This is a genomic window from Pseudomonas sp. TH31 (genome assembly GCF_016650815.1).
Taxonomy (GTDB): Bacteria; Pseudomonadota; Gammaproteobacteria; order Pseudomonadales; family Pseudomonadaceae; genus Aquipseudomonas.
The window spans coordinates 284,709-296,631 of the sequence record NZ_JAEKEZ010000033.1 but is presented as its reverse complement, the minus strand read 5'-3'; the positions used below and the strand labels follow the sequence as shown (position 1 = coordinate 296,631).

Annotated in this window: 8 protein-coding genes and 3 pseudogenes; 6 read left to right on the top strand and 5 right to left on the bottom strand. The window is 56.3% G+C overall.

Annotation, left to right across the window (positions count from 1 at the left end):
• Positions 1-121: 121 nt before the first annotated feature.
• From JFV26_RS26975 to JFV26_RS26960, 4 genes are all read left to right on the top strand, one after another.
• Entirely contained in the window at positions 122-886 is a 765-nt protein-coding gene (locus JFV26_RS26975) for a transporter substrate-binding domain-containing protein (RefSeq protein ID WP_201197006.1), read from the top strand.
• Between the two features lie 67 nt (positions 887-953).
• Entirely contained in the window at positions 954-1,670 is a 717-nt protein-coding gene (locus tag JFV26_RS26970) for an ABC transporter permease (RefSeq protein WP_201113906.1), read from the top strand.
• A gap of 21 nt (positions 1,671-1,691) precedes the next feature.
• A complete protein-coding gene (locus tag JFV26_RS26965) occupies positions 1,692-2,429 on the top strand; it encodes an ABC transporter permease (RefSeq protein ID WP_201196599.1) in 738 nt (245 codons plus the stop codon).
• Positions 2,430-2,447: 18 nt separating this feature from the next.
• The gene (locus JFV26_RS26960) at positions 2,448-3,239 is read left to right on the top strand and encodes an ABC transporter ATP-binding protein (RefSeq protein ID WP_201196598.1); all 792 of its coding nucleotides are present in this window, start codon (positions 2,448-2,450) and stop codon (positions 3,237-3,239) included.
• A 185-nt stretch (positions 3,240-3,424) separates the two neighbouring features.
• Here JFV26_RS26960 and JFV26_RS26955 read toward each other — a convergent pair.
• The 3 genes and pseudogenes from JFV26_RS26955 to JFV26_RS26945 all read right to left on the bottom strand — a co-directional run bounded on the left by JFV26_RS26955 (position 3,425) and on the right by JFV26_RS26945 (position 7,308).
• A pseudogene (locus JFV26_RS26955) lies at positions 3,425-4,422 on the bottom strand (LacI family DNA-binding transcriptional regulator).
• Between the two features lie 105 nt (positions 4,423-4,527).
• Positions 4,528-6,002, bottom strand: a pseudogene (locus tag JFV26_RS26950) (glycoside hydrolase family 32 protein).
• A 13-nt stretch (positions 6,003-6,015) separates the two neighbouring features.
• Positions 6,016-7,308 carry an MFS transporter gene (locus JFV26_RS26945; protein ID WP_201196596.1) on the bottom strand — a complete coding sequence of 431 codons (1,293 nt, stop codon included), beginning with the start codon at positions 7,306-7,308 and terminating at the stop codon, positions 6,016-6,018.
• A 206-nt stretch (positions 7,309-7,514) separates the two neighbouring features.
• Here JFV26_RS26945 and JFV26_RS26940 point away from each other — a divergent pair.
• A pseudogene (locus JFV26_RS26940) lies at positions 7,515-9,127 on the top strand (carbohydrate porin).
• A 509-nt stretch (positions 9,128-9,636) separates the two neighbouring features.
• Here JFV26_RS26940 and JFV26_RS26935 read toward each other — a convergent pair.
• Entirely contained in the window at positions 9,637-10,233 is a 597-nt protein-coding gene (locus JFV26_RS26935) for a TetR family transcriptional regulator (protein ID WP_201196594.1), read from the bottom strand.
• 116 nt (positions 10,234-10,349) lie between these two features.
• On the bottom strand, positions 10,350-10,487 hold the full coding sequence (locus JFV26_RS26930) for a hypothetical protein (RefSeq protein ID WP_201196592.1): 138 nt from the start codon (positions 10,485-10,487) through the stop codon (positions 10,350-10,352).
• Positions 10,488-10,844: 357 nt separating this feature from the next.
• Here JFV26_RS26930 and JFV26_RS26925 point away from each other — a divergent pair, with 357 nt between their 5' ends.
• Entirely contained in the window at positions 10,845-11,858 is a 1,014-nt protein-coding gene (locus JFV26_RS26925) for an SDR family oxidoreductase (RefSeq protein WP_201196590.1), read from the top strand.
• Positions 11,859-11,923 lie beyond the last annotated feature (65 nt).

Below are 11,923 nucleotides of genomic sequence, written 5' to 3'. Positions count from 1 at the left end.
CTCCATTGATTAGGCAGGAAGTATCAAGATGTCGAAGAAATCAAGCTGGTTGGGTTCTGTAGCGCTCAGTGCAATGGTTCTGGCCTGTGCTCCGGCACTGCAGGCCAAAGAGTGGACCTCGGTGAATATTGCAACAGAGGGCGCCTATGAGCCCTGGAACCTGACGCTCCCGGGTGGAAAAATCGGCGGCTTCGAACCGGAGCTGATGGATGTCATCTGTCCGCGCATGAAGCTCAAGTGCAACATCGTCGTACAGAACTGGGACGGGATGATCGCCAGCCTCAATGCCGGTAAATTCGACGTGCTGATGGACGCCATTGTCATCAACGAAGAACGCCAGAAGGTCATGGCCTTCTCGACGCCTTACGCCCAGACACCGGCCAGTTTCGTCGCGCTCAAAGCCGATCTGTTGCCGGGTAAAACCGGTGCCGATGCCGCCATTACGCTGGGTTCCGATGCCAAGGAAGTACGCGCCGGCGTTGAAGAGCTGCGCAAGGCACTGAAGGGCAAAACCATTGGTATCGCCTCGGGCACGATTTACACGTCCTTCATTGATCAGAACTTCAAGGATGTGGCAACTATCCGTGAGTACGGCAGCTCCGCCGAAGCCATTCTCGATCTGCTTGCCGGCCGTATCGACGTATCGTTCGATGACGTGACCTTCTTCAACTCGGTCATGGACAAGCCTGAGAACAAACCGCTGGTCTTTACCGGGCCGGTCATCAAAGGCCCGATCTGGGGTGAAGGCGAAGCACTGGGCTTCCGTCAGAAAGACCCTGAGCTGAAAGCCAAGTTCGACGCAGCCCTCAAGGAAGCCATGGCTGACGGTACGATCAAGACACTGAGCGAGAAGTGGTTCAAGGCAGACCTTACCCCTAAGCAATGATTCTGAATGGCCCGGCACCGTAAAGGTTGCCGGGCCTGCTTAAACCTTTTCATAAGTGGGACCCTCTATGAACCTCTTGCAGCTACTCAGTTTCGGTGACTCAGGCTGGGGAATGGCGCTGCTCAAGGCAGCGGGCATGACCGTGATATTGACCCTGGCAGCCCTGCTGGTGGGGGCGGTATTTGGCAGCCTGGTCGCTGCTGCCAAGCTATCCCGTCAGCGCAGTTTGCGCTGGCTGGGAGATCTGTACTCGATACTGTTCAGGGGGATCCCCGAGTTGCTGGTGATCTACCTGTTCTACTTTGGTGGAGCCAGTGTGGTAACCGCGGTTGGCCACTGGTTCGGCGGTGAAGGCTATATCGACGTGCCGCCTTTTCTGGTCGGGGCGTTGGCGGTCGGGCTGATTTCCGGCTCCTATCAGGCTGAAGTCTACCGTGGCGCTTTTCTCGCGGTGTCCAAAGGCGAACTTGAAGCCGGGCTGGCCATTGGCATGACCCGTGCGATGCGCTTCAAACGGATTCTGGTCCCCCAGGTGCTGCGATTCGCGCTGCCCGGACTGGGCAATGTCTGGCAAATGAGCCTGAAAGACTCCGCGTTGATTTCAGTCATCGGTTTGGTGGAGTTGATGCGTGCCAGTCAGGTCGCGGCCGGATCCACTCGTCAATATTTCACGTTCTACATCATCGGGGGCGCTGTGTACCTCATTCTCACTGGCCTGTCCGGTCGGCTTTTCCATATGGCTGAAGCTCGCGTGCGCCGTACGCGTCAGCGCAGCCCAGTCTAGTTCGAGTCGGGAGCGACACTTATGATCGATTTTCCGTTCCTCGCGGACACCATGCTCAAGCTGCTGGCCGCACTGCCCACCACGCTGACACTGTTTTTCAGCTCATTGGTGATCGGCCTGACCCTGTCTGTCGGCATTGTCAGCCTGCGGGTCAGCCGCTGGTGGTTTTTCAGCTACCCAGCGCGGTTCTACATCATGTTGTTTCGCGGTACGCCGCTGCTGATTCAAATGTTCCTGATCTACTACGGACTCGGCCAGTTCCCGGCCATTCGCGACAGCTTCGCCTGGGTACTGCTCAAGTCGCCCTATGGCTGCGCGGTGGTTTCACTGGCCTTGTGTACCGCCGGTTACACCGCCGAAATCATTCGCGGCGGACTGCTCAGCGTGCCACAGGGGCAGATTGAGGCGGGCAAGGCCGTGGGCATGTCGCCCTGGGAACTGCTACGCCGGATCATTGCGCCGGTTACCCTGCGCCAGGCCCTGCCGGCCTACTCCACCGAAGCCATTTTGCTGGTCAAGTCCACGGCGCTGGCCAGCCTGGTGACTGTCTGGGACGTCACTGGCGTCGCGCAACAGATCATCCAGCGCACCTATCGCACGATGGAAGTTTTCATTTGCGCGGCCTTGATCTACCTGGTGCTGAATTTCCTGGTCGTGCGTGCTGTCGCCTGGCTCGAGTATCGCCTCTCGCCGCACTTGCGTGAGCGGCCAGTCGACGCCATCAAAAAAGCCAGCCCTTCGCTGCCTACCCATTCTTGATTTGATACGGAGCATGCCATGAGCACTCAGCCCGCTTCAGCCTTGTCGGTAACTAACATTCAGAAGTCCTTCGGCAGCGCACATGTCCTCAAGGGCATTTCCCTGGAAGCCCACAAGGGCGACGTGATCTCGATCCTCGGTGCCAGTGGATCCGGTAAAAGTACCTTTCTGCGTTGCATCAACCTTCTGGAAACGCCGGATCAAGGCATCATTAGCGTCAATGGTGAAGTGATCGAAATGAAGCAACATGCCGACGGCCGCCAGACCCCGAGCAACGGCCGCCAGGTTGAGCGCATGCGCAGTTGCCTGGGAATGGTCTTCCAAAGCTTCAACCTCTGGTCGCACATGACGGTACTGCAAAACATCATTGAGGGCCCGATGCGGGTCCTCAAACGCTCCCGTGCCGAATGTATCGAGGAAGCAGAGGCCCTGTTGCACAAGGTCGGCCTGTACGATCGCCGCGACTATTACCCCGCGCACTTGTCCGGCGGACAACAGCAGCGCGTAGCGATAGCGCGGGCGCTGGCGATGAATCCACAAGTCATGTTGTTCGACGAACCGACCTCGGCACTTGACCCGGAACTCGTTGGAGAGGTGTTGCGGGTGATGCGCTCCCTGGCCGAAGAAGGCCGCACCATGCTTGTAGTCACGCACGAGATGGGCTTTGCCCGGCATGTGTCAAATCGGGTGGTATTCATGCACGGTGGCCTGATCGATGCCCAGGGTACGCCAGCAGAACTGTTCGAAGGTTTGCCAACCGAACGCTTTCGGCAATTCGTCTCCAGCCATAACGACAGAAGTGCCGAGTAGGTACTGAGCAAGGTGCGCGTCCTGGCGCGCACGTTGCCGGTCCGCTTCAGACCGGGTTAGGAGTGAAGGCGCCCGGACGACTACCGAACTGTGCGGGCCATCGTCTGAAGCGCGCTCGCCACTTTCATCGTCGTCATCGTTATCTTCAGCGCCTGCAAAAAACTGCGCCCCATGCAACATCCTTGTTAACAAGACTCACGCTCAACCAGGGGGCATTCAACCCGGTGAATCGTGGTTTCGTTCCTGCCTTCAATCACATACTGGGCAGCGCGACGCCCCATCTCGTAATACGGCAATTGCACAGTGCTCAGCGGTGGATAGAACAACTCGGCAACACCGATCATATTGTCGTAGCCCAGAACCGCCACCTCGGCTGGAATACGCAAACCGCGACTGAGCAAGTACTGATAAGCGACCAACGCGATGCGGTCGTTACCACAAATCAGCAGATCGAAAGCCGGTCTTCCTTTTAACCCCCGCAATTGGTGCTCCAGTACTCCAATCGTTTCCTGATAGGCGTCATCGGTCGACAGGTTGTATTGAGGAACCTCGTCCGCGGACATGCCGGCCTCCGTGAGGGCACGACGCAATCCCAACTGGCGCGGCTCCCAGGCCAGGCTGGTTTGCGGCAGGTTGATGCACAACGGATGCCGGTAGCCGCGCTTCAGCACCTGTCGCACGGCCTGATACTGACCGTCTGCGTCGTCGGGCACGTAACAGGCCACGCCGGGTTCTGAACTCATGCAATTGCTCAGCACCAGCGGCAGGCTGCGCAGCACCGGGGGATCTCGACGGTGCGTAACTGCATGGCGCTGAAGATGATCCCGTCGGGTTGATGGGACAGCATCAGGTCGATGGCCTGCTGACTCGGTGGCGCTTCGAACACATTGAGGATGAAAACGTTCCAGCCGTTTTCCCGTGCCGTACGCTCCATTGAAAGGAGCATCTCCACGGCGAAGGGCGTAGTCGCGGTATCCAGCGCGAAGACGCCAATGGTCTTGCCACTGGAGTGACCACCACGGATCTTGCGAGCAGAAAGGCTGGGGACATAGCCCAAGGTCTCGACCGCTTGACGAACTTTCGCCAGGGTTTCCTGGTTCAGTTTTTCCGGGGTGTTAAGCGCCCTGGAAACGGTCATGAAGGAAACCCCCGCCAGCCGTGCGACATCTTTAACTGAAGCCATTCGCGGGTGCCCTTGCTTGTCTGGCCGGGCATCATGTCATGCTTGATAAAAGCATGACAACACGATGCCTGGCAGCAAACTGCATGAATGGCACCCCTGGTGTATTCAGAGTTGGAGATCGGCGAGGTTCCAGACAGACGTATCCCCGAACACCCCTACCCCATTGACGGCGAATGCGCTGACCTGGAGGCTGTCGGGCCGTGGATAAATCCTACTGGTAAGGCTATAGGCGCCGTCGTCGACGAACACCTCGATAGATGAACGATCGAGAAAAATCCGCAGCACGATCCGCGTCTGCTCCATCGTCACCGGGACGCTGCGAACACCGCTCACCCCCGCTCCCGAGTTTTGCCGATCGAGAACCAGGCGACGGGCCATGGCATCGAAATACAGCAATGTCCGCTCCTGCTGGTCTTCGCTGCAGCGCAGCGCCAGGCCAAAGCGCTCAGCGTTGCTGCCGGCCAGATCCAGTTCAAGCTCAAACTCCAGCAGGGCGCCACGTACATCGAGTGTGTGGCTCCGGGATTCGACCGCGCCGATCTGCAGCGTCCGTCGTGACTGCCTTAGCGCTGCCAACTCCGGGCCGGACGCATGCGCAGCCGTTCGCCGTCGCGGCTCAGCTCGCGAGGCAACGACAGCGCGCCACACCAATGTTGCGCCTGACTCGGCATCGGGCTGTCCCACATATCCATCCACGCCCACAACAGGCGGCGCCCGTCCGGCGCCAGCAGGGTCTGCGCGGCATAGAAATCGTGACCGGAATCGAGTTCGCGCAGCTGACCGCACTCACTGAAGCACCCGGTGTCGTCTAGCAGGCCCATTCGATAGCTGTTCTGGAACTTGTTCCAGTTGTCGTAGCCACTGGGCTTCAGACCTTGCGGCGAATAGAGAAAAACGTCGCAGCCATCCAATTCGAACAGATCCGGGCATTCCCACATGTAGCCGTCCGGCTCACGCTGACCTTGCAGGGCACAGCCCAGATACTCCCAGTGATGCAGGTCCTCGGAGCGATAGAGCAGGAGTTGCGGGTCGTCGCCTTGACGAGCACCAAGCGCCATCCACCACTGCCCGCCTCGCTGCCAGACTTTTGGGTCGCGAAAATGCATGATCTGCGGATCGGGCGGTGTTTCGATTACCGGCCCGTGCTTGCTGAACGAGAGACCATCCGTGCTGCTGGCCAGGCATTGAACCTGGTGAATGTTCTGGTCGTCGCCCGGCGCGCCCAACCAGGCATGCCCGGTGTAAATCAGATAAAGCGTATCGTCCGCGACCACCGCCGACCCTGAAAAACACCCGTCTCGGTCATAGGAATCGCTGGGGGCCAGGGCTATGGGCAGATGTTCCCAATGCACCAGGTCGCGGCTCTTGGCGTGCCCCCAGTACATCGGTCCCCACTGCGCCGAATAGGGATGATGCTGATAGAACACATGATATTCACCGCGAAAAAAAACCAGACCGTTCGGGTCATTCATCCATCCCGCCGGCGGCGCCAGATGATAACCGAGGCGGTAGTCGCTACCGCGTCCGGGTAGCTTTGTTTCGATGGCGCGATGCGCTTCGTCCAGCAGTGCAGCGTGCATGGCTTGGTCCTTTCTAGGGTTCGTAACGAGTGGTGGATTGAGCCATGGCAGGGAGTTCCAGCGAATCGACAACCTTCACTTGGGAGAGGTTGCGCACTGGATCGGTGCGCAACAAGGTCCATGACAGCACTAAGCAAGCGCCGACCAGGCAAGCCATCAGTACGTAAACACTCGAGAAACCGAAATGGTCGTAACCGTAGCCCACGAGCGGCGACAGCAGCATTGCGGTCAATTGCTGGGCGAACTGGAATCCCACCAGATAGATCGAGGCGGAAAGCCGAGAATCGAAGTTGAACGAAATGTATTTGAATACCGAGACCAGCAGGATAGGCACCTCCAAAGCGTGCAACATCTTGCAGGCAGCGATGGTCCAGGCCTGCGTTGCCAGCCCGGATCCAAGAATACGCACGAACATGATGCTGCCGGCCAGGATCAATCCATATTTGGCGCCCGTGCGGCTGACCACCCAGGGGGCGAACAGCATCAGTACCGCCTCGACGAGTACCTGGGATGAGTTCAGGTAGCCATAAGCTCGGGTGCCCTCTTCCGGGGTCGGGAAAAAAGAGGAGAAATACACGGGGAACTGTTGTTCGTAGATCATGTAGATCCCACACACTCCGGTCAGGTACAAGCTGAATGCCCAGAAACGCGGCAGTGTCAGTAATGTCCAAAGATCGTGCAGGCGCACGGGTTTGGCTGCTTGCTCACCGGCTTGCACGCCGGGTTGGTTGAACCTGCTCAAATCCAGTCGAAACAGGATTAGCAAGAACACGACGCCGGCTGCGCTGCTCATGTAGAACGCGATGTCCGGGTCAATGTTGAAAACCACACCGACGACGCCCGTCGCGCTGGCCCAGCCCAGCGAACCCCACATTCTGGTGGTCCCGAACTCAAAGCCCGCATGACGTGACAGTCTCTCCGTATACGACTCGATCACGCCCACTCCCGCGAGCATTGCAAGGGCCAGGAAAGCCGCGCCGACCATGGCGCCCAACACCACGTTCTGCGCCAGCAGGTTGGCATATACATAAATCGCAAACGGGGCGGCGGCACAGAGCAGGATGCCAATCCATACCAGGAGCTTTTTGGACAGCCCAAGTCGGTCTTGAAGAGCGCCATAGAACGGCTGAATCAGCAGCGCGGCAATGGCATTGGCGGCGAAAACAAATCCGGTTTCCGTGCCATTCAGGCCAATGACTCGATGAAGCCAGATCGAGAACAGCGAATAGCTGGATGACCACGAAAAGAAGAAGAAAAACAGCAAACCACTGATAAGCCAGTACTCACGTTTGACTGCAAGCTGCATGTGACGACCCTCTTGTTTTTATTTGAGTTAACGTTAACATCGCAGCGCATTACGCATCCCCAAACGGTTCGCTGTCAAGTGGAGCGCTGTGCAAAAGGCGCTGATATCGCGCTGGACGATCCAGCACAAACCCCGACCCGACTGGAGCCGGGGATGCGTTCGAAAGGTGTTTGCAGTACCCGAATACAAAAACAAGAGGGTTAATTATGCGTTCTGAGGTTTGCCGGCCTTTGGCTGGCTTTTCCTTGCTGGTTCTCTCCACGCAACTGTTCGCCGCACCGGCGCAAAGCATCGAAGAGCGTCTTGCCCGACTTGAAGCCAGGACCTCCTCCGCCGAAGCCCGAGCCTCGATGGCCGAAGCCGATGCAGCGCGATTGCGCCAGGAAGTCCAACACCTCAACCAGCAAATCACCGGCAGGCTGCCGACGCCTGCACAAACCGCCCTCGACCAACGCGTTGCCGGGTAGAAGCCAATCAGCAGTCCCTCCAAAGCCCTTCTGCGGCGACCGCCCCTGCAGCCACCCCGACCGAGCACTTGAGCGATGGCTTCACCTTCGGCGGCTATGCCCGCTCCGGGATCATGAGCAACAAATCAGGTGCCGGTCGCGGCGGCCCTTACGTGACCCCCGCCGGCTCCGTAGGTGGCGCGGTTGGCCGTTTGGGCAATGAAGTCGATACCTACATGGAAGCCAAGTTCACCAAGGAGAGCCAGGCCGCCAATGGAACACGCTCCAAGTACACGCTGATGCTCGCCGACGGTCTGGAGACGCCCAACGACTGGACCGCGGCGCAAAGTGCGCTCAATGTGCGCCAGGTCTACGCCGAACTTGGTCACCTGGCGTCCTTTCAAGACAGCCCCCTGCTGCGCAATGCCACCCTGTGGGCGGGCAAGCGCTTTGATCGGGACAATTACGATATCCATTGGCTCGACAGGGGGATAGTGTTCCTGGCCGGGACCGGCGGCGGTATCTACGACGTGCACCTGGCTGAAGACTGGCGCATCAATGCATCGCTGATGAGCCGTTCCTACGGTGACTTCGGCACCGAGGAAAACAAGGACATCCGCAGCTATGTCGCGACCCTCAATCAGTTTTTCGACGAGGGCCGCTGGCAGGTCATGCTCAATGGCATTTCTTCAGGCCAGAACGATGCCAGCCTGAACGACAAGAGCAGGCAGGAATTCGCCAGGGATACCCGGGTGAACAAGTCTGGATTCAGCCCTGCTTCGAGTGGCGCCCATGGCATGCTCGCCTACCACCGCCCCGATTTCTTTGGTCAAGAAGGCTACTTCAAGGCGGCGCTGCTGTACGGCCAAGGGCTGGGGGCGGAGGTCAACAGCATTGGTGCCGACGGCGACTTGCTGGACCAGGCTCAGACATTGCGCCTGGCGCTCTATGGCCATACCCGCCTGAATCAGGACTGGCGCATCGCACCGGCCTTGATAGCCGAGCAGAGCAAGAATCGTTACGTCCCCGGCGACGACTATCGCTACATGACGCTCAACGTGCGCCTGGCCAACGAACTGACCAGCAACTTCGAAATGCAATATGAGCTGAGCTGGCAAACAATGAACCTCAATGCATTGGGCTACGATGGCCGCCAGGCCGCCAAGGGCGACTATTGGAAACTCACCTTCGCCCCGACCTTCAAGGCCCAGACCGGTGACTTTTTCATTCGCCCGGAACTGCGTCTGTTCGCCACCTACATGAACTGGTCCAGGGACCTGGATAATTTCAGCGCCACAGACGATTTTGGTCAGAAGGGCTTCAAGTCCGGCGGCGAGTGGCAATTGGGTGTGCAAATGGAGACTTGGTTCTAGAAGTCGGGCAACAACTTATACGTGAACTGATCGCTAGTGGCTGCACGACCAAAACCCTGCCTGAGTTGCCTCAGACGGTCCTGGCCAATGATTGCCAACTCAACGACTCGATGCTCGAATGCCAGGCTTCGTGGGTATCGGGCGCCACGCCGACCAGCTCATGATCAAGCTGAAAGCCTGATCGATACCGCCATTGGCAGCACTAAGGTTACGGACAACTTCCTGCTCCGGCACGATGGAATTCAGGACAAAATATTCACCCGTGGCATTCGCTCTGGAGCGGCTGAGCAGTTGTCCGAAGTGACCTTCCGGTGTTTCGCCGAGCGTACTTTTACATATTTCAATAGGTATAAAGCAGCAATGCACCGTCACAACCAATGGAGGTTTTCCAGTTCGCGAAAACGGCACCAAAAAGTTGTCGGGACACAGTGAAAAACCGCTCGCATCCTGTCCGAGATCTGAGCCCCGGACATGTGAACAATGCATGCTTCCCAAGATTGGCAAATATTCTATAAGGGCTCTGCTGTCTGGATAAGCGAGTTCAATACCAATTTTATTTCAGACGCCGGGTCTTTATGCCCTTGCAGTATCAAACCTTCCGACAGAGCGGTGAATGTCTTTGCAAGGGTGGCACATTCCAAAGGAGGCTTCTTGCCTGCATGGCTGAATATAATCGTAATCAACTTGCCCAACGCCTCACTGTTTTCCTGATGCAGGGCATAGTAATGCGCTGAAAACTCCTCATCACGCAAGGCAATCAGTTGTAGTTCAGCATCAAGGATCGCACAACTGGTATTGTTTTTAAGCGTATCAATATAAGCGTTCAATCCATGCGCCAGTTCTTCTGATGAATATCCAGAAGCCAGGGTAACACCCAAGCGGTCGATTTCAACTCGCTTGAATCTTTGGGTCAATTGCAGAAGCAAGTCTGACTTGCTTGTAAAATTTGAAAAAAAAGCGCCTTTTGAAAAGCCGGCCTCCTCAGATATAGCGTTGACACTGGCGGCGTGAAAGCCTTTCCTAACCATAAGATCAGTGGCGGTATCGAATAACTTGTCTCTTGTTACTTGCTGACTTTCTTCGCGACCCAATCTCTTCTTAATCACAACTTCGGCTCCTCTGGCCAAACAAAAAATATCTAATTGTAACTGAATGCAACACGCTTGCTATTCACTACAAAATACGGCTTTTAACGACTATACCTTATACTAGAGCATCTTAATCAATTTACATTTACGCTTTTAAAAAGTGCCATGTAAATGCCATGTATGGGAACGGCGGCGGCGAAGCGCGCTGCATCGACATGCGGCGCCGCCGTTGCAAGCCCTTGCAACTCATGAAGAGGCGTCAACTCCAGCATGCTCAGGCACCTCGGTATCCAGCCTAACGCGTGGCCCACCCACCCGATCGACCGAATCGGCAAGGTTGTCTTGTGACTCCCTCAAGAGGCAGACGACGAGCGGCGAAAAATTCCTTCAACCCGCCCGATCCAGGTGAAGTACCTGCTGTCGATTAAGCGCTAAAACGCTGAATTTAATAGCTTTAAGCCCAGTCCAGGGACGTCACTTCTATGCTCATAACGAAATACCACTTGATTTTCAGATACCGAATGGTTTTTACTTGCGTCGTTGGCTCAGCCAACACCTGATCAAAGCATCGAGACCCGTGACATCAATCTCAATGCAGCAGCAGGTTACCCCACAGGAGCTGGATTTTAATGGAATATGCCTTTGTCACAGGCGCTACTGGCCTGCTCGGTAATAATTTGGTTCATGCGCTTTTAAAGCGAAATATCAAGGTAAAAGCACTGGTTCGCTCCGTAGAAAAAGCCAGGAAGCAGTTCGGCAATCTGCCTGTCGAATTTGTCGAAGGCGACATGCTCAATGTCGACGCCTTCAGCCATGCCCTGCAAGGCTGTGATGCCTTGTTTCATACGGCAGCTTACTTCCGCGACAGTTACAAAGGTGGAAAACACTGGCAGAAACTGTATGACACCAATGTCACCGGGACCGAGCGATTATTGCAAGCCGCTTACGCCGCCGGCATTCGTCGTGCAGTCCATACTTCCTCCATTGCCGTATTGAAGGGCAATAAAGACCAGGTGATCGATGAGACGATGTCACGCAGTGAATCGGATGCTGACGATTACTACTTGAGTAAAATACTGTCCGAGCAAAAAATTCAGGAATTTTTGCTGCAACACCCCGACATGTTCATCGCCATGGTACTACCGGGCTGGATGTTTGGCCCCGGGGATATCGGCCCGACCTCATCAGGACAGTTTCTGCTCGACTTTGTCGGGATGAAATTACCTGGTGTGCTGCCTGGCAGTTTTTCCGTAGTAGACGCCCGGGATGTGGCGGAGCATCAACTCGCGGCCATCACACGCGGCAGATCCGGAGAACGTTATCTGGCAGCCGGCAATCATATGAACATGAAAAGCATTTTCCAGGCACTCTCCAGTGTCAGCGGCGTAAAAGCGCCGGAACGAAAAATCCCGCTATTCATGCTGCGAATAATAGCCTTGATGTATGAAGGCTATTACCGAGTTACGAAAAAGCCGGTGCTCATCAGCACCTCCACCGTCAAACTCATAGAGCAAGAGCAAGGGCGCACTCATTTCAGCCATAACAAAAGCCTGAAAGAGCTGGAGTGCAAGTTCCGCCCGGTTGCTGAAACACTGACCGACACCCTGGACTGGTATCGGAAAAACAACTACACAAATGCGTAATTGAAACAACTTATATAGCCTGCCTCTGTATTACTTTTTTTGTCTAACCATTACTTCAAGGATTG

What these genes read in the sequence shown, in the direction of transcription:
- JFV26_RS26970 (WP_201113906.1), top strand. Translation starts at nt 954, where the DNA reads ATGAACCTCTTGCAGCTACTCAGTTTCGGTGACTCAGGCTGGGGAATG.
- JFV26_RS26965 (WP_201196599.1), top strand. Translation starts at nt 1,692, where the DNA reads ATGATCGATTTTCCGTTCCTCGCGGACACCATGCTCAAGCTGCTGGCC.
- JFV26_RS26960 (WP_201196598.1), top strand. Translation starts at nt 2,448, where the DNA reads ATGAGCACTCAGCCCGCTTCAGCCTTGTCGGTAACTAACATTCAGAAG.
- JFV26_RS26945 (WP_201196596.1), bottom strand. Translation starts at nt 7,308, where the DNA reads ATGCAGCTTGCAGTCAAACGTGAGTACTGGCTTATCAGTGGTTTGCTG.
- JFV26_RS26930 (WP_201196592.1), bottom strand. Translation starts at nt 10,487, where the DNA reads ATGCTGGAGTTGACGCCTCTTCATGAGTTGCAAGGGCTTGCAACGGCG.
- JFV26_RS26925 (WP_201196590.1), top strand. Translation starts at nt 10,845, where the DNA reads ATGGAATATGCCTTTGTCACAGGCGCTACTGGCCTGCTCGGTAATAAT.